Below are 25,268 nucleotides of genomic sequence, written 5' to 3'. Positions count from 1 at the left end.
CTAATCGCTACTAACATAATCCGCCTTATTCCCATGGTGTCAATGGGTTGTCAGCTGAACCGGCCACGCTAAAGTTGTCTCACCTATGGCACGGACAGCACCCAGCGGCAAAGGGCCCCGCACAGGCGACAAGCGGCCCCGTGACCGCAAGACGCAGCTCGCCGCCGTCGCGGCCGAGCTGTTCCGTGCGCGCGGCTACCACGGCGTGGGCATCAACGACATCGCCGCCGCCGCCGGCATCACCGGACCGGCGCTGTACCGCCACTTCAAGGACAAGCAGGCGATCCTCGCGCACGTGCTGCGCGCCGGCCTGGAAGAGATCGAGGAAGCCACCGGCGCGGCGTCCCTGGCGGGCGCCCACCCCTCACCGGACCAGCTCAACACCCTGCTGACCGAGCTGGCAGGCAAGTCGGTGGAACGGCGCGACGCCGCGGCCCTGTGGCGCTGGGAGGGCAGGCACCTCGACGCCGAAACCCAGCGCGACCTGCGGGAACGATCCGGGGCGATGCTCGCGACGTGGACCAAGGTGCTGCTGCGGGTCCGCCCTGAGCTGCCCCCTGAGGACGCCGAACTGCTGTGCTGGGCCGTGCTCTCGGTGTTCGGCAGCGTGTCCGTCCACCGCACGAGCGTGCCGAAACGGCGGTTCGAGCAGCTGCTCGTCGACATCGCCACCCGCGTCCTGCGGGCCGGCCTGCCTACCGGCTCCGCCCCCTCCGGGCCCGACGCGCCGGCCACCGGCATCCCCCACGCGGCGGCGTCCGATGCGGCGGCATCCGGTGCGGTCCCGCCCGGTGGGGTGACGTCCGGTGCGGTCGCGTCCGGTGCGACGGGGACACCCGACCTTGCCGCCGGTGCCGTGGGTGCCGGACCCGCGTCCGAGCCGCTCACGACACCGTCCCGCCGAGAACAGATCCTCACCGAGGCCACCGAGCTGTTCGCCTCCCACGGGTTCAGCGCCGTGAGCATGGACGACATCGGCCGCGCGGCCGGCATCGCGGGGCCGAGTGTGTACCGGCACTTTCCCAGCAAGGCGAGCCTGCTGGGCGCCATCGGCCGCAGGGCGGGCGACCGGCTCCTGTTGGGCGCCGAGGATGCGCTGCGTTCCGACGGCGAGTGGCCCGCGCTGCACCGGCTCGCCGAGTCCTACGTCGCGACGCTGACCGGCCAGCCTGAACTCCTCGTGTCGTTCTCCGTGGACCGCGTGCACATCGACGAACGCGACCGCCCCGAGCTGCTGCGGATCCAGCGCGAGTACGTCTCTCGTTGGGTCCGGCTGCTGGAAGCCGCGCGTCCCGAACTCGACACCCGCGAAGCGAAGATCACCGTGCACGCCGCACTGACGGTGGCCAACGACCTCACCCGCACCCGCCGGGTGAACCGCAGGCCCAACCTGCCCGCCGAGCTGCTCACCCTCATGAGCACCGTGCTGGGCGCCGGCGGCCGCGACACGGCCCCGGCCCGGCAGTCGTCGACACCGGACGTTGCCGGACAGGACGGTCGCTCCGGATACACAGGACGATGACAGGCCGAGCCTGGTAGGGCAGCAAGGACCGAGAATCGGGCCGTCGCGGACCACCTGGGACCCGCCGGGTGGGCCCTGTGGACCGGCTCGCGCGGGTCGGCGTGGGGAACACTGACGGCTCACCTGTCGCGGTATCCGTGCGGCCGGGCAGTCGGTTGTCCCGCCGGACACTGCTCCCCACCTCGACCGACCACGCTCGCCGTGCGCGGCGCCACCTCCGCACTTCCCGCCCCTACTGGCGAGTCACCGTCATTCGCGTTAACCTACTCGCGAGTAGGTAACCGAAGGGGATGACTGTGGCTCGAGAGAATCCGCAGCAGGGGCGCGACGCCATGGGCCTCGGCCTCGCCGCGCTGAACCGGCTGGCAGGCAGCAAGCTGATCGACCGCGCGGGCCTGCGCAAGCCCGTGGAGGACCTCGTCTCGTCGGCCACTCGTGCCGGCTTCCAGGCGGCGGGCACGGCGAATCGCACGTTCAAGGCGACGACGCGGCTCGGCAAGCCCGCGCGCCTCGAGAAGGCTCCCGATTCGGGACTGTTCGACCTCGAACCCACCGACGAGCAGCAGATGATCGTCGAGACGGTCGACGAGTTCGCGGCGGAACAGCTCCGACCCACGGCGGCTCAGGCCGACGACAAGCTCGCACCCCCAGACGGCCTGCTGGACCGGGCCGCAGAACTGGGCGTGACCCAGATCGGCATTCCCGACGAGCTCGGCGGCGTCGGCTCGGAGCGCTCGGTCGTCACCAACGCGCTCGTCGCCGAGTCGCTGGCCCACGGCGACATGGGCCTGGCCGTGGCCGTGCTCGCGCCGTCGGCGGTGAGCAACGCACTCGTGCAGTGGGGCGATGCCGACCAGCAGGCGACCTACGTGCCCGCGTTCGCGGGCGAACACGTGCCGGCCGCGGCGCTGGCACTGCAGGAACGCACCCCGCTGTTCGATCCGTTCGCCCCGAAGACGCGCGCGAAGCGCACCCCGAACGGCTATCGGCTGGACGGCGTGAAGTCGCTCGTGCCGCGCGGGGCGGACGCCGAACTGTTCATCGTTTCGGCCGACCTCGAAGGCCGCGGGCCCGCCCTGTTCATCGTCGAGGGGGCCACCGCGGGCGTGTCGGTCGAGGCCGAGCCCGCGATGGGCCTGCGCAGCGCCGCGACGACGAAGCTCGTGCTCAGCGACGTGACGCTGCCCGCGGGCGCACTACTGGGCGGCGGCAGCCGCGAGGTGTTCGCCGACGTCGTGCGCCTGTCGCGGATCGGCTGGGCCGCGCTGGCCTGCGGTACGGGCAAAGCGGTGCTCGACTACGTCATCCCGTACGTCAACGAGCGGGAAGCGTTCGGGGAGCCGATCAGCCACCGCCAGGGCGTGGCGTTCCAGGTGTCGGACATCGCGATCGAGTTGGAGAGCATGCGGCTGACGATGCTGCGTGCCGCATCGCGGGCCGAACAGGGCAGGCCCTACGCGCGCGAGGTCGCGCTGGCCCGCAAGCTCGCGACGGACAAGGGCATGCAGATCGGCAGCGCGGGTGTGCAGCTGCTCGGCGGGCACGGCTACACCAAGGAACACCCGGTGGAGCGCTGGTATCGCGACCTGCGCGCGATCGGCGCCGTCGACGGCATCGTTCTCCTGTAGAGCAGCGCAGAAAGGGCTTGCTGTGATCAACCTCGAGATCCCCAAGAAGGCCAAGGCGCTGGTCAACCAGGCGCACCAGGCGGCCGCGGAAGTGTTCCGCCCGAACTCCCGTAAGTACGACCGGGCCGAGCACGCGTATCCCACCGAACTGGACATGCTGGCGTCCCTGCTGGACGGTCTGAACTCGTCCGGCGAGGGCGGCGCGGGCGCCTCCGGGGTGCGCAAGGACGACAACAACGAGGACAAGGGGAACCGCAACGGCGGCAACCTGTCCACTGTGCTCGGCGCGATCGAGATGTGCTGGGGCGACGTGGCGCTGCTGCTGTCGATGCCGCGGCAGGGCCTCGGCAACGCGGCGATCGCCTCCGTGGCCAACGACGAACAGTTGGAGCGGTTCAAGGGCAAGTGGGCCGCCATGGCGATCACCGAGCCGAGCTTCGGGTCCGACTCGGCAGCCGTGAGTGCCACCGCGGAACTCGACGGCGACGAGTACATCATCAACGGCGAGAAGATCTTCGTGACCGCGGGCGAGCGGGCCGACTGCGTCGTCGTGTGGGCCACATTGGACAAGTCGAAGGGCCGCGCCGCGATCAAGTCGTTCGTCGTCGAGAAGGGCACGCCCGGGTTCGAAGTGGTGCGACTGGAGCACAAGCTCGGCATCCGCGCCTCGGACACGGCGGTGCTGCGGTTCGACAATTGCCGGGTGCCGAAGGAGAACCTGCTCGGCAGCCCGGAGGTCGACACGAAGACGGGCTTCGCGGGGGTCATGCAGACCTTCGACAACACCCGTCCCATGGTCGCCGCGATGGCGGTCGGCGTGGCACGGGCAGCGCTCGAGGAGACCCGGCGCGTGCTCGAAGACGCCGGTGTCGACATCGACTACGACAAGCCGGCGAACGCCCAGAGCGCGGCGGCCGCCACGTTCCTGCAACTCGAGGCCGACTACGAGGCCGCGTACCTGCTGACGCTGGAGTCGGCGTGGATGGCCGACAACCGCAAGCCCAACTCGCTGCAGGCGTCGATGGCCAAGGCCAAGGCCGGTCGGTCCGGTGTGGACATCACGCTGCGCTGCGTCGAGCTGGCCGGTGCGTACGGCTACACGGAGGAGTCGCTGCTCGAGAAGTGGAGCCGCGACGCGAAGATCCTCGACATCTTCGAAGGCACCCAGCAGATCCAGCAGCTCATCATCGCCCGGCGCCTGCTCGGCAAGTCCAGCGCCGAGTTGAAGTAGAACCCCTTCCCGACGACCGCCCGGCTGCCCTCACCCCTGCAGCCGGGCGGTTTTTCGCTCGGTGCCTGTCTCACTCGGTGTCTCTCTGGCCGGCGTGGTCGTCCATCGACGGCGGTCAATCACCGTTCGACGGTTTCCGGTGGGCAGCACCGCCTACAGTCGCCGAACGCACGCCAGGCGCCGTCACACCGGGATGGCGTCGGAGATGTCGCGAACGAGCAGTCCGACCGAGTCGGACCAGCGCGAGACGATGACCAGTTCGCGGGCCGGATCGACCCACAACAGATGACGGTCGCCGCATCCCCTGGCGCACCGGCCGGTGGCAGGAGCGACGGCGAACACATGCAGCCGATCGTTCAGCCACCACAGGTAGCCGTAATCCGGGTTGACCGAGCAGGGACGCCAGCTCGCATCGATCCACTCGGTACTCAGCACCTGCTTTCCGTGCCATGACCCGCGTTCGAGGAACAGTTCGCCCAGTAGCAGCAGGTCCGCCGTGGACATCCACAGTCCACCACCCCAATGCGCACCACCCGAGACCACCGACAGTTCCGTCCCGTCCACCGCAATCGTCGCCTCGCGGTAGCCGTGCCACGACCAGGTCGGCGATGCACCGATCGGGTCGAACAGCTCCGTACGGGCCACCTCGGCCAACGGCCTACGCCACAGCGCTGTCAGAGCGAGTGCGAGCAGGTTGACCCGAACATCGTTGTACGCCCACGCCGCACCCGGCTCGGCGTAGGCGGCAGAACCACCGTCGCGGAGGCTCTGCGCGTCGACGTGAGCCGGCTTCCCCCACAGCTCACCCGCCCATCCGCTCGTCTGCTGCAGCAGATGACGCCACGTCAGATCCGGGCCGAGTCGCACCGGCAGGTCGACCGTGTCCTCGACCGGAGCGTGCACGTCGGGGAGCAGGCCACGGTCGGACGCCGCACCCGCGACCGCGGAAAGGACCGTTTTGGTGACCGAGAAACACATCTCGGGCCGATCGACGTCGCCCCACTCGGCGATAACCGCACCCCGGAAGCTCACCAGGCCGCTCGGACCGCCACCCGGCAACAGTGGTCCGACGACCCTCGCGGTGCGCCCGATCGGTGACCTGCGCCGCATGAAACCTGGCGATGTCCTCGATTCCAGGCGTCGCGCGACGTTCGGCCCGCTCGACGGCATCGTGAATCGCAGGCAGCGTGAACGCGAAATTCACCGACGCTCGGCTCGGTCCCATGCCGCAGTAACATGCCACGCCAGGGCCGGCGGCGTCATACCGGAGGCAGTCGGTGTCACGCGGACGCCGGGGTTCGGGACAGGGCAGTGCGCAGCGCGAAGGCACCGAGCACGCCTCCTGCCGTGTAACGCACGGCAGCCATGCCGCGAGGTCGGGCCGCCAGGAATCGCGAGGCCCGCGCAGCCCCCAGGACGACCACGGCATTCACGGCAAGACCCACAATGATCTGCACGGCCCCGAGCTGCAACAGCTGTGTCCATGCGGGACCGGCGTGCGGGTCCAGGAATTGCGGCAACAGTGCGGCGTACAGCAACGCGATCTTGGGATTGAGCAGGTTGGTGACCATCCCCATCGAGAACAACCGCACATCGGAGTCCGGAGTCAGATCCTGAGCCGGGTCCAACGGCGAACGGCTACCCGGCTTGATCATTCCCCAGGCCAGATAGCCGAGGTAGACGGCACCCGCCAACTTGACGACCGTGTACGCGACCGGCACGGCGGCGAACAGTGCGGACAAACCGGCAGCGGTGGCCACCAGGTAGCAGACGAATCCGACCCCGGTACCGGCCAAACTGACCAGACCCGCCCTGCGCCCCTGGGTCAGCGCGCGAGAGGCGAGGTAGACCATGTTCGGTCCGGGTGTCATCGCCATTCCCAACTCGAGGAGCGCCACTCCGGCCACGGCGGTCGTGGTGATCACCTGTCGGCCTCCTGACGCCTCGTCGTCGGGGAACAATCGGCGTCCGATCGTACGGCAGCACACCTGCAGAAACAGGTCGTGCGTCGGTAACTCACGCCACAATGCTCACGCCATAATGCCCACACCACAATGCTCACGCCTCGTCGACGATGGCCACGGCGTGGACCGACACGAAACCGTGGCAGCGCTCGCGCCACCCGTCGCCGCGCCAGCTCGGCGGTCCACTCGCGACAACGGGCGGGCCACCGCGCAGTGCGGCCGCGAGTACGTCCCCCTGCCGCCCGCGCTGCGACGCCGCGATCAGCCGACCGTCAGCACGAGCTTGCCCCGAACGTTGCCTGCCTGACTCACTCGCCACGCAACGGCGGCCTCGGCGAGCGGATAGGTGCGGTCGACGTGCACACCCAACTTCCCGGCGTCGGCCAGCTTGCTCAGTTCGGTGAGGTCCTCGGCGCTCGGCCGCACCCACATGTACCGACCGCCGTACTCGGTCACAGCGGGGTCGGCGATCGACGCCACACGCGTCCGGTCCTTCGTGACCTGCCGGGACACGTCGACCGCTTCCTCGCCGCCGACGAAATCGACCGTCGCGTCGACCCCGTCCGGCGCGACCTCACGCAGCCGGTCGGCCAGCCCTTCACCGTAGGAAACGGGCTCCGCGCCGAGCTCGTCCAGGAACGCGTGGTTGCGTTCACTCGCCGTGCCGATCACCCGCGCACCGAATTCCTTCGCCAACTGGACACCCAGTGCACCGACCCCGCCGGCGGCCGCGTGGATCAGGACCGTGTCCCCGGCGCCGACGCCGAGCCTGCGCAGCGCCTGGTACGCCGTGAGCCCCGCGAGCGGCAGCCCGGCCGCTTGCGCCCAGTCGAGCGCGGCCGGTTTCGGGGCCAGCAGCCGCACGTTGGCCGAGACCAGCTCCGCGTACGAACCGAGTTCCGCGTGGTCCTTACGGACATAGCCGATCACCTCGTCACCGACTGCGTACTCCTCGACGTCCAGGCCGACCGCTTCGACGGTGCCCGCCACGTCCCAGCCGGGAATCAACGGGAAACGCGCCTCCATCAGCGGGTCGAGCCCGCCTGCGGCGAGCTTCCAGTCGACGGGGTTGACGCCGGCCGCCTTCACCCGCACCAGCACCTCACCGGGCGCCACCTTCGGGTCGGGGTGGTCGGCCACGGTCACTTCGTCGGGTCCGCCGTATCGGTTGAGAACGATCGCCTTCATACGCCGTGCAACGAGGTCACCGCGGATGCACATTCCCGGTCTTCCGCACCCAACGGTGAGTCGACGGCGAGCCTGTGTCGTCGCTTACACGGCGCCGGAATTTTGCACTCGAGTGCACGTTTGCGGCGTAGGCTGGAGGGCATGCAGCCGGGACTTCGGGAGACGAAACGCGTGCAGACGCGACTCGCGCTGTGCCGCGCGGCCGTCGACCTCGCCACCGAGGCCGGCGGCACCGAGGAGGTGACCGTCGAGGCGATCGCCGAACGAGCGCAGACATCCCGACGCACGTTCTTCAACTACTTCCCCACCAAGGACGCCGCGTTCGTCCGGCCGCTGTACGCCCTCGGCGCCGCGTTCACCCACGCCCTCGCCGAACGCCCGGACGGCGAGCCCGCGTGGGAGGCCGTCCGCCACGCACTGCACGCGGCGCTGACCGTCCCGGAGGCTGATCCGGCGCTCATCGCCGCAGCGGACGCCCTGGTCACCGCCTCGCCCGCCATGGTTCTCACCACCGAGGCGCACGCGCCCGACGAACCGAGCGCTCCCGAGCTGCTCCGCCGGGGGAAGGCCCACATCGCCCGCCTCACCGGCGGCGACCCCGACCGGGACGTCTACCCCCAACTCGTCCTCGAGACGGCGGGCGTGGCCTTGCGCGTCGCGAGCCGAACCTGGGCCGCCCGCGGCGGTGACCCCCGAGGTCACGTCGACACCGTCGTCGACCTGCTCCGCGACGGCATCCGCCCGCAGCACTGAGCACCGCCGCTCCCCGCACCGACCACCTCCGCTCGCCGCCGAACGGAGGATCCGCCGACCGCCCGAAGGAGACCCATGAGCCAGTCCGGCGCGTCCGCCACGGCGGCCGAGTCGACATCGGATCGACGACAGCGACAGCTCGACGAGGCGATCGCCGAGGGCATCCCCCTCGACGTGTTCCGCAGGCGCTGGATCATCGTCGCCGCGATGTGCACGAGCCTGCTGGCCGTGATGCTCGCGAACTCGAGCATGAACCTCGCGCTGCCCGGGATGACGAGCGACCTGCGCATCACCCAGGCCGAGCAGACCTGGATCGTCGACCTGTTCTCGCTGGTGTTCGCGGCGCTGCTGTTCACCGCGGGTGCCATCGGTGACCGTTACGGCCGGAAGCTCGTCCTGCAGATCGGCATGGTGCTGTTCACGGTGCCGTCGCTGTACGCGGGGCTCATCGCCGACAGCGGCGCCGAACTGATCGTCGCGCGCGGCGTGATGGGCATCGGTGCCGCGATGGTCATGCCCTCGACACTGTCGATCATCAACACGACGTTCCCCCGCGGCCAGCGAGCGGGCGCGATCGCCGTGTGGACCGGCGTCGCGGGTGCGGGTGCCGGCCTGGGCACGGTCTTCTCCGGCGTACTGCTCGAGTTCTGGAGCTGGCGGTCGGCGTTCCTGATGAGCGTGGCGTTCGGCCTCGTTGCCTTCGTCGCGAATCAGATCCTGTCCCACGAGTCGAAGGACGAGAAGCAGACACCGATCGACTGGCTCGGTGGAATGCTGTCGACGGTGGGCGTGCTCGGGCTCGTCTACGCGATCATCGAGGGCCCGCACGACGGCTGGACCCAGCCGGGCGTGCTCGTGGCCGTCGCGGCCGCGGTCGTCGGCATCGGGCTGTTCATCTGGTGGGAACAGCGCACGCCGCACCCGATGCTCGACATGAAGCTGTTCCGCAACCCGCTGTTCTCGTCGTCGTCGGCGGCGGTGACGATCGCGTTCTTCGCGCTCGGCGGATCGTTCTTCCTGCTGGCACAACTGTTCCAGCTGGTGCTCGAGTACAGCGAACTGCAGTCGGCGTTGGCGACGTTGCCGATCATGCTGCCGATGCTGCTGCTGTCGCCACTGGTCCCGAAGGTCGCGGCAGCGATCGGATCGCGGTTCACGGTCGGGTCCGGACTGGCGATCATCGCGGCCGGGTTCCTGCTGTGCTCGACGTGGGACGGCGACACCGGCTATTGGGGCATCCTGCTGCCCCTGTTCGTGGTGATCTTCGGGATGGTGTTCGTGATGCCGCCCGCCACGAACCTGATCATCGCGTCGGTTCCGAAGAACCGGTCGGGCATGGGGTCGGCGATGAACGACACGGTGCGTGAGCTCGGCGTCTCGATCGGCATTGCCGTGCTCGGTTCGCTGATCGCACGGGGTTACAGCAGCGGTATCGGCGAGGCGACCAGGGGGCTGCCGCCGGAGGCCGCCGCGGCCGCGGAGAGCAGCTTCCCCGCGGCGGTGCAAGGCGTGGCGCCCGCGCTGGAGCAGCAGGCGGGTCCGGCCGTGACGGAACGGTTCGTCGGCCTGGCCACCGACGCGTGGATGACCGGCATGAACTGGGCGATGCTCGCCGCGGCCGGACTCGCGGCGGTGGCTGCGGTCGGCACCCTGATCGCCATGCCGAACAAGCGGCGTGAGCCCGAGTTCATCACCACCCCGCAGGACGCCCAACCCGCCCACGTGTGAGCCGACCCGACCCTCGTCCCCGGGCCTCTGGTTGCCGTGAAGGCAATCAGGGGCCGGGCGGCGACGAGCTCCGCAACACCGCTCCTCACCCATACGAGCGAGCGCGGAGCTGCACGTCTCGGGTGCTCGCGGGGGCGGGAATAGTGCCCGACCACCTGCCGTTAGGGTGGTTAGTTGAACGCACAACTACCTGAGGCAGGGTGACAGCGATGCAGTTCGGGATCTTCTCCGTCGGGGACGTCACCACGGACCCGACCAACGGCACGACACCGACCGAGAACGAGCGGATCAAGGCCACGGTGCGGATCGCGCGCAAGGCCGAAGAGGTCGGGCTCGACGTCTTCGCCACCGGCGAGCACCACAACCCGCCTTTCGCCGCCCCGCCGAACCCGCCCGTGCTGCTGGCCAACATCGCGGCGCAGACCGAGCGGATCATCCTTTCGACGGCGACGACGCTCATCACCACCAACGACCCGGTGCGCCTCGCCGAGGACTACGCCTATCTGCAGCACCTCGCGGACGGCCGAGTCGACCTGATCATGGGCCGCGGCAACACCGGACCGGTCTACCCGTGGTTCGGCAAGGACATCCGCCAGGGCATCCCGCTGGCCATCGAGAACTACGCCCTGCTGCACAAGCTGTGGCGCGAGGACGTCGTCGACTGGGAGGGCAAGTTCCGCACACCGCTGCAGAGCTTCACGTCGACCCCGCGGCCGCTCGACGGCGTGCCGCCGTTCGTCTGGCACGGTTCGATCCGCAGCCCCGAGATCGCCGAGCAGGCCGCCTACTACGGGGACGGCTTCTTCCACAACCACATCTTCTGGCCGTTCGAGCACACGCGCCGGATGGTCGAGTTCTACCGGCAGCGCTGGGAGCACTACGGTCACGGCTCCGCCGACCGCGCGATCGTCGGGCTCGGCGGGCAGGTGTTCATGCGCAAGAACTCGCAGGACGCCGTGAACGAGTTCCGGCCGTACTTCAACGACGCCCCTGTCTACGGCGGTGGACCGTCGCTGGAGGAATTCACCGAGCAGACCCCGCTCACGGTGGGCAGCCCGCAGCAGGTCATCGACCGCACGCTGACGTTCCGCGAGAACGTGGGTGACTACCAGCGCCAGCTGTTCCTCGTCGACCACGCGGGCCTGCCGCTGAAGACCGTGCTCGAGCAGCTCGACATGCTCGGCGAGGAGGTCGTGCCGGTCCTGCGCGAGGAGTTCGCCAAGAACCGCCCAGCGCACGTGCCGGACGCCCCGACGCACGCGTCGCTGCTGGCCGCCAAGAACACCGAGACCGTGACTGCGGGTGAGGCCCGATGAAACTCACGATCGTGTCCGCGGGCACCACGTCGCCGTCGTCGACCCGGCTGCTGGCCGACCGGCTCACGGAGTCGCTCACCAAACAGCTCGGCGACGGCGACGGCGAGGAGCTGGAGGTTCACGTCGTCGAACTGCGCGACGTGGCCGTCGACATCGCCAAGAACATGGTGACGGGCTTCCCGAGTCCGGCACTGCAGGCCGAACTGGACGCCGTGACCGGCGCCGACGGCGTCATCGCCGTGACCCCGGTCTACAGCGCGTCCTACAGCGGGCTGTTCAAATCGTTCTTCGACGTGATCGATGGCGGCGCCTTGGCTGGGCTGCCCGTGCTGATCGCGGCCACCGGCGGCACGCCCCGCCACTCGCTGGCCCTCGACCACGCCCTGCGCCCGCTGCTGTCCTACCTGCGCGCCACGGTGATGCCCACCGGCGTGTACGCGGCGTCGCAGGACTGGGGCGGCGAGGACGCGAGCGAACTCCACACGCGCATCGACCGTGCGGCGGGAGAACTGGCCGACGCCATGGCCGGAACGCCGAGAAGCCGCCGCGCGAGCGACGGCTTCTCGGACTTCGTCCCCTTCGAACAGCAGCTGGCGAACCTCGGTCAGCTCGACGTCTGAGCGAGCAGCCTGCCCGCGCCCGGCACCGTCGCGGGCACGCCGAGTTCGGTCAGGATGCGATAGGTCGTCGCCGTCGCCGCCGAGAGCACGGGCAGCCCCGCCGCGTCCTCGACCGCCTGGATCGACGACAGCGACGGCATCTGCACACACGCCGACAACACCAGCGCGTCCGCGTTCGACAAGTCCAGCTTCTTCCAGTGTTCCCGCAGGTCCGCCGGATCCAGTCTGCCCACGGCGAGGTTGTCGGCGACTTCGAGACTGAGCGCGTCGACGACCTCGATGCCGGCGTCCTCGATGTAGTCGGCGACCATCTTCGTGAGCGGTTTCAGGTACGGCGTGATGATGGCGACCCGCTGCGCGCCGAGAGCGTCGATGCCGTCGAGCAACGCACCCGCGCTGGAAACCACCGGAGCTTTCGCACCCTCGGCGTGCATGGCCGAGGTGATCGCCTCCTCGGCGGTGCAGTGGTAGCCGGGGCCCTGCGCCATGATCGCCACCAGACACGCCGTGGCGACCACGTCGGGCCGCGCGTCCGCCAGCTCGGCGGCCGCGCGTTCCGACTGGGCGTTCATCGCCCGCAGCTGTTCCTCGGTGACCTGCTGCATCCGGGTCCGCGCGCTGTGGAACACGAACCGCTCCGACGGATCGGCCTCCTCCCGCGCCCGCATCATCCGGGGCAGTTCGGTCTCCATCGTCAGATTGGAGCTCGGCACGATCAGTCCGATGTGGTGATCTGTCACGGCGATCACTTCCCGCCCGGCCGCATGTCCGGCACAACGATATCGCCGTCCACCACGATCGGCTCGTCGTCGAGGAACAGCGAGCAGCCGCGCATCGGGATGTCGAAGTGACAGGGCGTGTCGTTCGGTCCGCCGAGCTCGTTGTTCGGTCCGATGGAGAACATCACGTTGCCGTAGAAGCTCCGCAGTTCCATCCCCATGCCGCCGGGGAACTGCGTCAGTCCGTGCCACTGCGCACGCTCGTCCAGGCCCCAACCGACGTGCGACATGCCGTAGCCACGCGGGTCGTCGAACGACTTGATGTACGCCGCGAGCAGGTCCGCATCCAGGCTCGAGGCACCGTCGACGCCCCGGATGTCGGTGATGAACCCCTTCTCGATGGTCAGCTTCACCGGGTTCTGCACATAGGTGTTGAAGGGAAGGAGCACATCACCCGGAGCGAGCACGATGGTGCCGTCCACACCGTCGTCGGCGCCGCCGGTGAACACGAAGGCTGCGGGCCAATGGTCCCAGCGGCCCGGGGTGTCGGTGTAGCCGTACTCGGTCATCGTCGGGTAAACGCCTAGCTGGTACGTCACGTCCGTCCCGTGCGGACTCGTGATCCGCATCGTCGAGGCCTTCTTGAGGATCTCGTCGCCGACCTCCACCCGTTCGCGCAGTTCCTTGGTCGGCATGAGCTTGGCCAGCAACGGGGCCGGTTCGACGCACGTGAGGATCCGGGTACCGGCGTCCTGGATCGCGAACTGCTCCTTGCTGAACAGCAGGAACGTCAGGTCCACCAGCATGTCCGCCTGCTTGAGTGCGTCCACCGCGAGCGGGTTGCCCGCCAGCCCGGATTCGCCGACGGCCCATGCTCCCGCCGCGTCCGTCGCATCGGGAAGTCGCATGTGGTACGTGCTCGCGCCGAGCTGTTGCGCGGCGAACATGAACGAGTCCGCGTAGTCCGCACGTTCCGCTCCGCGGGAGAGCACCGCGACGGTCTCCGCCTCGTGCACCCCGCTGAACGTGAGCTGCCGGAGGCAGATGTCGTTGAGCTGGTTGGGATTCATTGGTCCTCCACATTCATCGTGTCGGCGAACTTGCGCTCGTCATGGCTTGCAGGGCGGTGCGCACCGAGTTCAGTGCGCCCTCCGGGTTGTCCCAGAACACCATGTGCCCGGCGTTCGGAATCTCGATCAATCGGGCGTCCGGATTGGACTCCGCGGCCTCACGCGCCCCGTCGGCCGTCACGACGGGGCTCTTCGCCCCGTACAGCAGCACCGGCGCGGCCGTCACCGAAGGCCACGTGTCGAAGAAGTCCTCGTGTTCGAAGCCGTGGTGCGTCGCCGTGATCGCGTCCACCCCGCAGCTGGCCAGCCAGCGAGCCCGCAGCTCGTGTTCCCGCCGTGGCCACGTGGGCCACCATCCGGCCACCTCGTCGGCGTCGGTCCCTCGCTGTGCCTGTTCCAGCTGGGTCAAAAACACCTCGAGCGTGGTGGGATACGGTCCACGACCGGGCCCGCTCATCGGCGGATCCACCAGCAGCGCGCCTTCGACATCCACAGTGGTCGAGACCATGGCCGCGATCCGCGCGCCCATCGAGTGCCCGAGCAGGATCGGCCGACGCAGACCGAGCGCGTCGATGATCGCGGCGGTGTCGTCGGCGTAGTCGCGCAGCGTCGCCGACGGCCCGTCGTCCGACAAGCCACGACCGCGCACGTCCACCACGACCGGGCGCACGAGATCGGTGAGCCGACGGGCCACGAAGTCCATGGTGATCGCCGGACTGGTGATGCCCGGCAGGACCACGACGGGCACCCCGTCGCCGCCGTAGTCCAGGACGTGCAGGCGCAGGCCGTCCCGTGTCACCACCCACCGGCTCGTGGCGGGAACGTCCGCGAGGTCGGCCAAGGCGGATTGGGCGAGAAGGCGTCGCGTCATCATGTGCTCACCGGTTCCGGGTTCGTGAGGTAGTCCAGGGCATCGGCGAGATCGATCACGTCGCCGTACTTGGCATGGATGTCGAACAGGGCCGCATCGTGCGGGCCCGGGGCACGGTCACCGACGCACTCCCGTGGCACGAGCACGGGGAAGCCGGACTGAACGGCGTCGACCGCCGTCGCGCGCACACAGCCGCTCGTGGTCGCACCGCACACCAGAACCGTGTCGCATCCGGCCGCCGCCAGCATCGGGGCAAGCGACGTCCCGAAGAAGGCCGACGCGCCCTTCTTCGTCACCAGGTAGTCGTTCTCGCCGAACGGAAGCCGGTCGTCGATAGCGACCTCGGCGCCGCCCTCCACCAGTGACCGCATGCCCGATGCCTTGTCGAGCCACGGCAATGCGTCACCGCGCGCTTCCGCGGGCGTGTAGGCGATCGTTGTGTACACGACCGGTACGCCGTTCGCCTTCCCACGTTCGACCAGCGCCCCGGTCGCACGGACCACCTCGGTCAGGTCGGCACCCGTCGGGTACTCGTCACGGGTGAACCCGTTCGTCAGGTCCACCACGACGATCGCCGGTCGCCCGCCACGGCGGACCGGTGCACCGAAACCCGCCTCGGCGTACGTCTCGTCGGTGTCAGTTCCGTACACGGCGTACCTCCTTGAGCTGCTTGGCCTGCGAACGGACGGTGGCCAGCAGCCAGCCCTGCGCTATCCCGACTGCGAACGCGCCCACCACGGGCAGGTACTTCGTGAGGGGTCCTGCGACCAACGCGAGTCCGTCCAGTTCCGACGGGCCGGATGCCGCTGCCGTGGGCGCCGCGGAGACGTGCTGCTGCGGACCCACGCCGCCCGTTCCCGATTGCCGTCCCGGCGGCTCGTCCCCCGCCAGCAGAGCCGACAGATTCACCGCGAACTGTTCGAGAATGCGATCCGAAACCTTGTTGATCGCACCCTTGCCGAACTGCGCGATCTTGCCACGGATCACCAGGTCCGTCTTGAGGGAGACCGTGGTGCCCTTGCCGGACTCGGCCAACGTCACCAGCACCTCGGCCTCGGCGTCGCCGTTGCCGTGTGCGTCGGCGCCGCGTGCCTGCAGCCGCAGCGAGAGTTCCGCGTCATTGACGTCCAGGAACCGCACCACCCCTGCGTACTCGGCGGAGATCGGGCCGACCTTCACCTTCACACGGCCGCGATACGCCTCGCCGCCCGTGTCCGCATCCCGCCCCTCGATCGCCGCCCCGGGCACGCATCCGGCCACCCGCTCGACGTCGCCGAGCAGGGCGAACACCTCTCGCGGCGGTGCCGCTACCGAGATCTCATGTTCGAGGATCATGCGCTGGCCTCCTTCGCGTTGCGCCTGCGCTCGGCGCAGTCCTGGATCGAGTCCACAATGGTCTGATAACCGGTGCAGCGGCAGAGGTTGGACGACACGACCTCCCGAATCTCCTCGCGGTCGGCATCCGGCCGCTCGGCGAGGAATCCTTCCGCGAGCATGAGGAATCCCGGTGTGCAGAAGCCGCATTGAAGTCCGTGATTCGCCGAGAACGCGGTCTGCAGGTCGGACAGCGATCCGTCGTCACCGGCGAGGGACTCCACGGTGCGGATCTCGCTGCCCTCCGCCTGTGCGGCGAACATGAGACAGGAACGAGCCGGGTCCCCGTCGACCAGCACGGTGCACGCACCGCACACGCCGTGTTCGCACGCCACGTGAGTCCCGGTCAATTCGAGGTCGTGCCGCAACGTGTCCGCCAGCGTGCGGCGCGCCTCGACCGCCACCTCGTGAACGGCGTCGTTGACCTTCAGGGTCAGCAGGACCTTGTCGGGTTCGGTCACGGGGCGACCTCCAGTGCGCCGGTCAGCGCGTCGAATACCTGTTGCGGGGTGATCGGCGTGTCGTTGAGCTCCACGCCCATCGGGCGCAGTGCGTCGTTGACGGCGTTGAGCACGGCCGCGGGCGCGCCGATCGTGCCGCCCTCGCCCGCACCCTTCGCGCCGTTGTCGGTGAACAGGCACGGCGTCTCGATGTGGTGCATCCCGACGTCCGGGATCTCACAGGCCGTCGGCACCTTGTAGTCGAGGAAACTCGCGGCCGAGGGCTCCCCGTTCTCGTCGTAGGTGACCTTCTCGAACAGTGCGCCCGCGATACCCTGGGCGATACCGCCCCTGGCCTGGCCGTCGACCACCTGCGGGTTGATCGCCACCCCGCAGTCCTCGACACACACGTAACGCAGGATCTCCACGCGGCCGGTGTCACGATGCAACTCGACGACCACACCATGGCTGGCATTGGAGAACGTACCGTCACCGACGCCGTCGAAGCTCGCGCTCGCCTGCAGTCCCGGCTCGGTCTCCTTCGGTAGCAGGTGAGACTTCAGGTAGGCCACGTCGGCGATGTCCCGATAGGACAGACCACGGGCGGGATCGTCCCGCTGCCGCACTCCCTCGTCACCGAGTTCGACGTTGTCACGCGGGGTTTCGAGCAGGTGTGCACCCAGATCGAGCAGTTTTCCGCCCAGGTTGCCCGCGGCGAGGGCCACCGCCGTCCCGCCGATGGTGATCGACCGGCTGGCGAACGAGCCCCAACCGTAGGCCACCCGGTCCGTGTCACCCTGCTGGATCTTCACTTTGTCCAGGGGCAGGCCCAGCTTGTCGGCCACGATCTGCGCCATGGTCGTCTCGTGGCTCTGGCCGTGACTCATCGTGCCCGTGGTGACGACGACTGCGCCGGCCGTGTCCATCCGGATCTCGGAGATGTCGAAGCCCGGGACGGCCTGCATCTTGCGCTTGGCGAACGCGTCGGAGCCGTAGCCGGTGCGCTCGTTGAAACACGAGTAGCCGATCCCGAGGACCCTTCCCTGATCCGCGGCGGCACGCCGGGTTTCGTACCAGCCCTCGTCGGCGATCACGCGCTCGCACAGGTTGAGTGACTCGAGGTATGAGCCCGGATCGTAGGTCACGTTGTTGACACCCGTGTACGGAAACACCGTGATCAGGTTCCGGCGGCGCACCTCGAGTGGGTCGAGTCCGAGTTCCCTGGCGGCACGCTCGACGAGCCGCTCCATCACCATCACGTGTTGCGGACGGGACACCCCGCGGTAGGGGGCCGTCGGCGCCTTGTTCGTCGCGATGGCACGCCCGCGCACCCGATAGGCGGGCACCCGGTACACGCCCGGCATCTCGGACGACGCCATCAGCGGTTCGATACCGACGGTGAACGGATAGCAGGAATAGGCACCCATGTCGCACAGCACGTCGACGTCCAGGCCGAGGATGCGCCCGGTCTCGTCGAACGCAGCCCGTGCGTCGTAGCGCTGCTCGCGGGCGAGGAAGGACGCCGACAACGCGTCCTTGCGGTCTTCGATCCACTTCACCGGCCTGCGCACGCGGATCGACGCGGCGGCGACGGCGATCTCCTCACGGCCCACCACACACTTGATGCCGAAGCCACCGCCCATGTCCGGCACGAGCACCCGCACCGTGCTCTCGGCCATGCCGAGCGAACCAGCCAGCACCGTGCGCACCTGGTGCGGAACCTGCGTGCAGGTCTGCACCAGCAGTTGCTCCGCCCGCGAATCCCAGCCGGCAACGACACCCCTGGTTTCCAACGGCAACGCGTTCTGCCTGCCCGTCCGGGTGTGCACCTGCACCACACACGGCGCTTCGGCGAAGACGTCGTCGATGCCGTCGGAGGCGAACATCGACACGTCCAGCAGCACGTTGCCGGGCGCCTGCTCATGCACCGCGTTCGCTTCCGGGGCAAGGGCCTGCTCCTCCGACAGCACGGGCGGCGTGACGTCGTAGGTGACGTCGGCAGCCTCGATCCCGTCCTCGGCCGCGTACGGGTCCTCCGCAAGAACCACCGCCACGGGTTCGCCGACGAAACGCACCCGATCGCGCGCCAGGATCGGCATCGACGTCTCGGTGTATTCCTCCGGCGGCCGATCGAGTCGCGGCGTGATGTCCCCGAGGTCGAGATCCTCGGCGGTGAACGCGGCCACGACGCCCGGTACCTCCAGTACCCGTGACAGGTCGACCGACGTGACGTGTCCACTCGCGACCGTGCTGCGCACGAACGCCGCATGCAACATCCGCGGAAGATGGATGTCGTCGACGAACCGCGCGCCACCGGTCAGCAACCGTGGATCCTCCTTGCGCGTCACCGGAGCGCCGACCCACGTGCCGTCGACGCGGAAACCCGCTCCCCGCTCTCCGTCTCCTGTCGCCGTTCCGAATGTCACCGGGCCACCGCCTCCTCACACGCACGGACCACGAGATTGCGCACCAGCGCCTTGCGGTACCCGGTGCCCGCATCGTCGTCCCCCGGCGGTTCGACGGCCTGCGCGGCCGCCTGGGCACACGTCTCGAACAGGTCGGTGCCCGCGCGTCCGCCCGCATGCAGCACCCGCTCCGCTTCCGGGACCCGCACCACGGCGGGGCCTACTCCGCCGAGCGCCACCCGGCCGCCGGACACGGTGCCGGAGCTGACGTCGAGGTCGACGGCGGCGGAAACGAGCGCGAAGTCGCCTTTGCGCTCGGCGAACTCTGTAACGGCGGCGTGTGGTGCCGGCCTGCCGAACGCGACTTCCACGATCAATTCGTCCTCCTCCAACACCGTCGTGTAGAAACCGAGGAACGCCTCACTCGCGGCGATCGTGCGTCGTCGGCCACCGGCGCCGGCGACAACGATGTCCGCGTCCAGCAGCACCGCGAGCAGGCACCACTCCGCGGTCGCATCGGCGTGCGCGAGACTCCCGCCGACGGTTCCCTTGGTCCGGATCGGCAGGTGACCGATCCATCGCATCGTGTCCCGCACGACCTCGAAACCCGCACCGAGATCGGCCGTTTCCACCGCCCGGTGGGTACTCAGCGATCCCACCCGCAGGGACTCCGGGCCCACATCCACGAAGGACAGCTCGCCCAGTCGGCCGATGTCGATGAGGTGCTCCGGTCTCGCGAGCCGGAAGTTCATCATCGGGATCAGGCTCTGCCCGCCCGCGAGGAACTTGGCATCCTCTCCGAGCTCGGCGACCAGGTCGGTTGCACCCGCGACGTCGCGTGCCCGGTGGTACGTGAACGGCGGTGGCTTCATTTGTGTCCGCTCCTCCCTGCGTGCGGGATCTCGCTCAGGCCGCCGGCGTGGGGTCGGGATCCGGCGCTTCCTCCTCGACCCGGTCCAATTCCTTGCCCTTCGTCTCGGGCGCAGCCACGGCCATCCACACCACGGCGACCACGACGACCGCACCGAGCAGGATGAACGTGTTCGTCAGCCCCAGAACCGGCCAGAGCAGGCTGCCGAAGATGAGCGGAATGAATCCGCTGAAGACCCGGCTCATCGAGGACGCCCAGCCGAATCCACTCGCACGGAGGTGAGTGGGGTACAGCTCCGAGACGTAGGCGTACAGCACCGGGATGGCGAGCTGAACGACGAATCCGAAGATACCGAGCCAGATCAAGCCCACGGTCTCCATACCGAGAGTCAGCGAGAATGCCACCAGCACCACGGACGCCAGGGGTGCCGACAAGCCCAGCACCCACTTGCGGCCCATCCATTCGACGAGGAACACCGAGGTGGTCACACCGAGAATGCCGATGCCGGTCATCAGGGTCGTGTTCGCGAACGCGGCGTAGGTGTCGTAGCCCTCCTCCTTCAGGATCGACGGCATCCAGGTCAGTGCGACGTAGTAGACGGTCATGACCGTGATGAACAGGACCCATGCGACCGAGGTGATCCTCGGGTTGAAGGTCCAGATCATCCGCAACTGACCCAGCGCCGCACGCACGCCACCAGGCCCCTCTTTCTTCGGCTCGTCCGCGGTGACCGAGTAATCCTGTGCCGTCGCCCCGGTCTGCGCGACGAGCCGGTCGACCACGACGCGAGCCTCGGCTTCCCTGCCGACATTCGCCAGATACAGCGGCGACTCAGGAATCCCACGCCGAATCCAGAACAACAACAGCGCCGGCACGACCATGATCATGAGCATCCAGCGCCAGTTGCCGTCCAGCGGCGAGAGAAAAGTCGCCGAAAGGCCGCACAGCGTGCCGCCGATCGGCCACCAGAGGTCCATCGCGGCGAGCACCTTGCCGCGCACTTTTCGCGGCGAGAACTCCGCGACCAACGCGTAGTCGACCGGGATACACCCACCCAGACCCACGCCCGCGAGGAACCGGAACAGCAAGAAGATCTCGTAGTTCGGCGAAACTGCCCCGAGTACCGAGAACAGCGCGAACAGCGCCAACGTGATGCTGAACGCCTTCTTGCGACCCATGCGGTCGGCGATGGTGCCCCACATGACCGCCCCAACCGCCATACCGACGAGATTGGCCGTGGCGACCAAGCCCCGCTCGCCGGTGGTCAGTCCGAAGTGGTCCCCGACGAGGGGCGTGAGGAAGCCGTTGAGGATGACGTCCCAGGCATCGAACATGTACCCGAGGCCGCCGATGATGAAGATCTTTCCTTGGACGGACCACTTCCAGGGTAGGTCCTGAACGATCTGCTCGGCCGTTTTCATTGCAGACCTGCCTTTTCTTCCGTGAGTGGGGACGGGAAGTGTGCATCGGCGCCGCTTACCGCCGGCAGTACGTTCCTCAGGGGAAGCAGCTCATCGGGGGAACTGATAGGCGAACGATTCGGCGTCCGGATCGTTCAACGGGGTTCCGCTCCACAACCATTGGTAGGAAACGTGGGACTCTCCGGTGAAGTTCTTCAGCTTCGCGTCCCGTTCCCGCTGATCCGGCCCATCGGGAAGGTGATAGAAGCGCTTGTTCTCGAGTGAGGCATCCTGCACCATGGCCGCGTGTTTCGCGCGCCGCGACACATATCGGGTGAGCGCCTCTTCGACGCCGGCCACCGGCACCGATCCGAGCTCCTCGGCAAGCACGGCCGCATCCTCCATCGCCTGCGAGGCACCCTGAGCCTGATACGGGAGCATCGCGTGGCACGCATCGCCGAGTAGCGCGACGTGACCGTCGATCCACACGGGATCCGGCCGCCGGTAGTAGAGGGCGAAAGCCATCGCGTCACCTTCGGTCTTGGACAACATCGCAGGCACTCGGTCATCCCAACCCGGAAACGCATTGACGAGTTCGTCCGATCCGACGGGCGCGCTCCATTTCTCGGCGACCTCGTCACTGCACGGCACGAGGGCGACCACATTGAGATACTCGCCGCCCCGGATCATGTAGTGCACAAGATGCCTGCCGGGGCCGTACCAGATGGTGCTCTGGAACCGATCCACCAGCCACCGTGTCGCCGGGTCAGCAGCGATCTTGTCGCCCGGAATCAGCACACGGTAGGCCATTTCACCGGAGAATTCGAGAGTGTCGGGCATTCCGATCAGATCGCGTACCGCCGAGCGGATACCGTCCGCGCCGACCACGACGTCGCTTTCGTACCGCTGACCGGATTCGGTCAGCACAACGGGCCGATGTCGCCGTTCTGTGTCCACTGTGGTCACGCGACTTCCGGTGTGTACCGCAACAGCAGGACCGGGACGTTGCTCGTCGAGGCAAGCCTCGAGCAGAACCTTGTGCAGGTCGGCCCGGTGGTAGTGCCAATACGGAGCGTTGTAGGTCCGCTTGCAATGCTCGCCGAGCGAGGTCAGACCGATGACGCTGCCGTCCTGCCAGCGCCGGCGCACCTGGTCGAGCGGCTCCGTGTGGATCGCCTCCAGCTGCCTGCGCAGTCCCAGACTCGTGAGCACCCGGCTGGCGTTGGGCGCGGTCTGAATTCCTGCACCCACCTCGCCGAGCTGCGGAGCCTGCTCCAGCACTGTCACCCGGAGACCCTTTTGCCGCAGGGCGAGTGCGGCGGTCAGGCCGCCGAGCCCGCCGCCAACGATCGTGACCTCATAGGACTGACTAGCGTGCACAACGCCTCCACATCGCCGTGGCCACGCGGCCGGAAAAACCATCCGCGTTCGGACTGATTTGATCCGAACACGGACTAACTCCGAAAGTCAATAGGGGGACGAAGGTTTAATACGCGGGAAACAGGCGGGTAGCACGGACGTATCCGCGAGCGGCCCGCGGAATCGATCCGGCATCGTGGACCGGCCACGACGTGAAGATCCGGCCAACGTCGATCTTCGACGGCTGCGACCGGCGAAGCGGCGGCGGAGCCGAAGGTCAGTCCTCGACCAGGGATTCCCAATGCTCGGCAAGGGCGTTGAGCTCGGCCAGCCATTGCTCGGTGACGGTGACGTCGTTACCTTGAACGAGCTTCTTGTCCAGATCACGAGCACGGCGGTTCACGCCTGCCAACTGCTCGCGACCCTCCTCGGTCAGGTACAGGAGCTTGCGGCGCGCGTCGTTCTCGGCCGTTTCCCGCGTGATGAGTCCGCGCACCTCGAGACGGCGCACGACGTCGGCCATCGTCGATCGGTCCAGTGCGGCGACGTGTCCCAACGATCGCTGATCCTCGCCCGGGTAATCGTTGACGGCCACGAGCACGGCGAATTGCGGGCCCGTGATGCTCGCGTCGACCATGCGCACCCAGGCAGCGAGATACGCCTGGTAGAGCCTGCGTGCGACGTATCCGGGTGCGTCGAGCAGCTCCTGCGGAATCGGCAGTTCGTCGTCAGCCACCACGGCCCTCCTGCCGTTCGCCACTGCGCCACCCCTTCCCGTCGGCAACCTCGGCTCAGACCTTCCGTACCCGGACCATTTGCACCATACCCGGCCGCCGAATGTCCGAGTGACGGATCGTCCTACCGAGGACTCGCGTGTTCGTCGACGAACTCGTCGACGTGGCGCCAGGTCGTACTGCGCGCACGTCGCCCGGTGAGCACACCGAGGTGCCCACCGGGGGCGACGCGGAAACGCGTCTCCGGCGTGTTCTCGAGCAGACCGACCAGTCGTTCCACCGCACGGCGCGGCGCGATGCTGTCGTTCTCGCCGGCGATGACAAGCGTCGGAACGTCCAGCTTCGACAGTGAGATCGTGCGGCCGTCGAGCGCGAACGTGCCCGCGGACAGGTCGTTCGCGCGGAAGAACCGGTGGTAAATCTGTCCGAACGTGCGACCCGGGTAGGCCAGCATGTTGGCCATGAAGTGATCCACCGCCTCGATCTGCGCCAGGTAGTCGCGGTCGTCGAGGTTGCGCAGAATGGCGAGCGGCTTCGTGATCTCCTTGTCGATCCCGGTCGCACGGAACACCTGCGTCACCACGGCCGACGGCGCGCCGCCGAACATGCGATAGAACGGCGTGAGGATGTGCCCGCCGGTGAACTCCACGAGCGGTCGGAACGGGGCCACCAGCGGGATCGCGGTGTAGTCGAACGGCGAGGCGATCGTGGTCAGAGACGCGATCGGCAACTCGGGCCGGTCCGCGGCCGTCAGCACGGAGAAGATACCGCCGAGACACCAGGCGACGACGTGCACGGGCCGCCCGCCCGCGTCGTCGCTGACCTTGCGGATGGTGCGCGGCAGCACGTCGTCGATCCAGTGCTCGATGCCAAGGTTGCGATCGGCGAACGCGACACTGCCGTAGTCGACGAGGTAGGTGCGCCTGCCCGCGTCGGTGAGGTGCTCGGCAAGGCTGCAGCCGCGCCGCAGGTCGAAGCACAGCGCGGGCGCGGCCAGTGGCGGGACGAGCAGCACCGGGTCACCCGAAGCGGGTGGCTGCTGTCCCGTCATCCGGTAGACCGACCGGTTCGGGCCGCGGTCGATCAGCACCCGCGGCACGGGCCGGAGGTCGGCCACGCCGCCCTTGGCGAACTTGTCGGTGACGTTCGCAGCCACCGACGCCAGCTGCGACGGAATCGCGATCACCGGGACCTCCAGCCGGCTCGGGTTCAGCTCGTGAGCGTCAGGATACGCGGCCCGTCCTCGGTGACGGCGATCGTGTGCTCACTGTGTGCAGTGCGCGAGCCGTCGGCCGACCGGATCGTCCAGCCGTCCGGGTCGTAGACGATGCGGTCGGTGCCGGCGGCGAACCACGGCTCGATCGCGATGGTCAGCCCCGCGCGCAGCAGCATCCCGCGGCCGGGACGCCCCGCATTGGGCACGTGCGGGTCCTCGTGCATGGTGCGGCCGAGACCGTGCCCGCCGAACTCGGTGTTGACCGGGTAGCCGTACCGCGACGCGACCTCGCCGACGGCCGCCGAGATGTCACCGAGCCGGTTGCCCGGCCGAGCGACCGCGATCGCCTCGTCGAGCGCGCGTTCGGTCGCCTCGATGAGCCGCACGTCGCCGCGCCCCAAGTCACCGGGCCGCGGGGTGCCGACGATCACCGTGCGCGCAGAGTCGGCCACCCAGCCGTCGATCGACACCGCCATGTCCATCGTCAACACGTCGCCGTCGCGCAGGTCGTAGTCGTGCGGCAGGCCGTGCAGCACCGCGTCGTTCACCGCGAGGCAGATCACGTTGCGGAACGGCCCCTTGCCGAACGACGGCGCGTAGTCCCAGTAGCAGGATTCGGCACCGCGGTGTTTGACCATGTCGCGGGCGCGGTGTTCGAGGTCGAGCAGGTTGACACCGGGTTCGGCACGCTGCGCCAGGTCGGCCAGCACCTCGGCGACGAACGTGCCGGTCACGCTCATCGCCTCGATCTCACCGGGGGTCTTCAGCTCCACCATCGCCTGCCTCCACCACGGACTCGCACGCCCGCCGCCGAACACGAATACTTATACCGGTATTTCTATCACGACCGGTCGAGTGC

At 68.4% G+C, this 25,268-nt stretch carries 23 protein-coding genes; 7 read left to right on the top strand and 16 right to left on the bottom strand.

All coding sequences use genetic code 11. From position 1 onward, the window contains the following. The first annotated feature begins 85 nt into the window (after positions 1–85). From FB384_RS14410 to FB384_RS14400, 3 genes are all read left to right on the top strand, one after another. Positions 86–1,522 carry a TetR/AcrR family transcriptional regulator gene (locus FB384_RS14410; protein ID WP_183783444.1) on the top strand — a complete coding sequence of 479 codons (1,437 nt, stop codon included), beginning with the start codon at positions 86–88 and terminating at the stop codon, positions 1,520–1,522. A gap of 332 nt (positions 1,523–1,854) precedes the next feature. Further along, positions 1,855–3,150, top strand: coding sequence for an acyl-CoA dehydrogenase family protein (locus tag FB384_RS14405; RefSeq protein ID WP_183785552.1), 1,296 nt, complete (start codon positions 1,855–1,857; stop codon positions 3,148–3,150). Between the two features lie 22 nt (positions 3,151–3,172). Next, on the top strand, positions 3,173–4,381 hold the full coding sequence (locus FB384_RS14400) for an acyl-CoA dehydrogenase family protein (protein ID WP_183783443.1): 1,209 nt from the start codon (positions 3,173–3,175) through the stop codon (positions 4,379–4,381). A gap of 183 nt (positions 4,382–4,564) precedes the next feature. Here the strand turns inward: FB384_RS14400 and FB384_RS14395 are convergent, their stop codons facing one another. From FB384_RS14395 to FB384_RS14385, 3 genes are all read right to left on the bottom strand, one after another. After that, positions 4,565–5,491 (bottom strand): serine hydrolase domain-containing protein, encoded by a 927-nt coding sequence (locus tag FB384_RS14395; RefSeq protein ID WP_228726025.1) that lies wholly within the window; start codon positions 5,489–5,491, stop codon positions 4,565–4,567. Between the two features lie 170 nt (positions 5,492–5,661). Then, the gene (locus FB384_RS14390; RefSeq protein WP_183783442.1) at positions 5,662–6,306 is read right to left on the bottom strand and encodes a LysE family translocator; all 645 of its coding nucleotides are present in this window, start codon (positions 6,304–6,306) and stop codon (positions 5,662–5,664) included. A gap of 300 nt (positions 6,307–6,606) precedes the next feature. After that, positions 6,607–7,533, bottom strand: a complete 927-nt coding sequence (locus tag FB384_RS14385; protein WP_183783441.1) for an NADP-dependent oxidoreductase — start codon at positions 7,531–7,533, stop codon at positions 6,607–6,609. 141 nt (positions 7,534–7,674) lie between these two features. On the opposite strand from FB384_RS14385, the gene FB384_RS14380 reads away from it, so the two are divergent. The 4 genes from FB384_RS14380 (at position 7,675) to FB384_RS14365 (ending at position 11,950) form a co-directional block, all read left to right on the top strand. Continuing rightward, entirely contained in the window at positions 7,675–8,286 is a 612-nt protein-coding gene (locus FB384_RS14380; protein ID WP_183783440.1) for a TetR family transcriptional regulator, read from the top strand. Positions 8,287–8,361: 75 nt separating this feature from the next. Beyond that, a complete protein-coding gene (locus FB384_RS14375) occupies positions 8,362–10,014 on the top strand; it encodes an MFS transporter (protein WP_183783439.1) in 1,653 nt (550 codons plus the stop codon). Positions 10,015–10,223: 209 nt separating this feature from the next. Continuing rightward, a complete protein-coding gene (locus FB384_RS14370; protein WP_183783437.1) occupies positions 10,224–11,330 on the top strand; it encodes an LLM class flavin-dependent oxidoreductase in 1,107 nt (368 codons plus the stop codon). Continuing rightward, positions 11,327–11,950, top strand: coding sequence for an FMN reductase (locus FB384_RS14365; RefSeq protein WP_183783435.1), 624 nt, complete (start codon positions 11,327–11,329; stop codon positions 11,948–11,950). The genes FB384_RS14370 and FB384_RS14365 overlap by 4 nt, the downstream gene beginning before the upstream one ends. On the opposite strand, the gene FB384_RS14360 is transcribed toward FB384_RS14365, so the two are convergent. The 13 genes from FB384_RS14360 to map form a co-directional block, all read right to left on the bottom strand. Further along, positions 11,935–12,690, bottom strand: coding sequence for a maleate cis-trans isomerase family protein (locus tag FB384_RS14360; protein ID WP_183783433.1), 756 nt, complete (start codon positions 12,688–12,690; stop codon positions 11,935–11,937). The two genes, FB384_RS14365 and FB384_RS14360, sit on opposite strands and share 16 nt — an antisense overlap. A gap of 5 nt (positions 12,691–12,695) precedes the next feature. Continuing rightward, positions 12,696–13,739 carry a M29 family metallopeptidase gene (locus tag FB384_RS14355; protein ID WP_183783430.1) on the bottom strand — a complete coding sequence of 348 codons (1,044 nt, stop codon included), beginning with the start codon at positions 13,737–13,739 and terminating at the stop codon, positions 12,696–12,698. Between the two features lie 13 nt (positions 13,740–13,752). Next, a complete protein-coding gene (locus tag FB384_RS14350) occupies positions 13,753–14,613 on the bottom strand; it encodes an alpha/beta fold hydrolase (protein WP_183783429.1) in 861 nt (286 codons plus the stop codon). Then, positions 14,610–15,260 (bottom strand): isochorismatase family protein, encoded by a 651-nt coding sequence (locus tag FB384_RS14345; RefSeq protein WP_183783427.1) that lies wholly within the window; start codon positions 15,258–15,260, stop codon positions 14,610–14,612. Before FB384_RS14345 ends, FB384_RS14350 begins: the two co-directional genes overlap by 4 nt. Continuing rightward, positions 15,247–15,945 (bottom strand): SRPBCC family protein, encoded by a 699-nt coding sequence (locus tag FB384_RS14340; RefSeq protein ID WP_183783426.1) that lies wholly within the window; start codon positions 15,943–15,945, stop codon positions 15,247–15,249. The genes FB384_RS14345 and FB384_RS14340 overlap by 14 nt, the downstream gene beginning before the upstream one ends. Next, positions 15,942–16,445, bottom strand: a complete 504-nt coding sequence (locus FB384_RS14335) for a (2Fe-2S)-binding protein (protein WP_183783425.1) — start codon at positions 16,443–16,445, stop codon at positions 15,942–15,944. Before FB384_RS14335 ends, FB384_RS14340 begins: the two co-directional genes overlap by 4 nt. Further along, complete coding sequence (locus FB384_RS14330; RefSeq protein ID WP_183783424.1) at positions 16,442–18,850, bottom strand: xanthine dehydrogenase family protein molybdopterin-binding subunit; 2,409 nt, start codon at positions 18,848–18,850, stop codon at positions 16,442–16,444. The genes FB384_RS14335 and FB384_RS14330 overlap by 4 nt, the downstream gene beginning before the upstream one ends. After that, the gene (locus FB384_RS14325) at positions 18,847–19,701 is read right to left on the bottom strand and encodes an FAD binding domain-containing protein (protein WP_183783423.1); all 855 of its coding nucleotides are present in this window, start codon (positions 19,699–19,701) and stop codon (positions 18,847–18,849) included. The genes FB384_RS14330 and FB384_RS14325 overlap by 4 nt, the downstream gene beginning before the upstream one ends. A gap of 34 nt (positions 19,702–19,735) precedes the next feature. Next, positions 19,736–21,121 (bottom strand): MFS transporter, encoded by a 1,386-nt coding sequence (locus FB384_RS14320; RefSeq protein ID WP_183783422.1) that lies wholly within the window; start codon positions 21,119–21,121, stop codon positions 19,736–19,738. A 90-nt stretch (positions 21,122–21,211) separates the two neighbouring features. Next, entirely contained in the window at positions 21,212–22,480 is a 1,269-nt protein-coding gene (locus FB384_RS14315; RefSeq protein ID WP_183783421.1) for an FAD-dependent monooxygenase, read from the bottom strand. A 256-nt stretch (positions 22,481–22,736) separates the two neighbouring features. Beyond that, positions 22,737–23,195 carry a MarR family winged helix-turn-helix transcriptional regulator gene (locus FB384_RS14310; RefSeq protein ID WP_258935555.1) on the bottom strand — a complete coding sequence of 153 codons (459 nt, stop codon included), beginning with the start codon at positions 23,193–23,195 and terminating at the stop codon, positions 22,737–22,739. A 122-nt stretch (positions 23,196–23,317) separates the two neighbouring features. Next, positions 23,318–24,379 carry an alpha/beta fold hydrolase gene (locus FB384_RS14305; protein ID WP_183783420.1) on the bottom strand — a complete coding sequence of 354 codons (1,062 nt, stop codon included), beginning with the start codon at positions 24,377–24,379 and terminating at the stop codon, positions 23,318–23,320. Between the two features lie 23 nt (positions 24,380–24,402). Further along, a complete protein-coding gene (gene map / locus FB384_RS14300) occupies positions 24,403–25,185 on the bottom strand; it encodes a type I methionyl aminopeptidase (RefSeq protein ID WP_183783419.1) in 783 nt (260 codons plus the stop codon). Between the last annotated feature and the right edge of the window lie 83 nt (positions 25,186–25,268).

It is taken from the genome of Prauserella sediminis, from assembly GCF_014195435.1.
Classification (GTDB): domain Bacteria; phylum Actinomycetota; class Actinomycetes; order Mycobacteriales; family Pseudonocardiaceae; genus Prauserella; species Prauserella salsuginis.
This window is presented reverse-complemented; position numbering and strand designations above follow the sequence as displayed.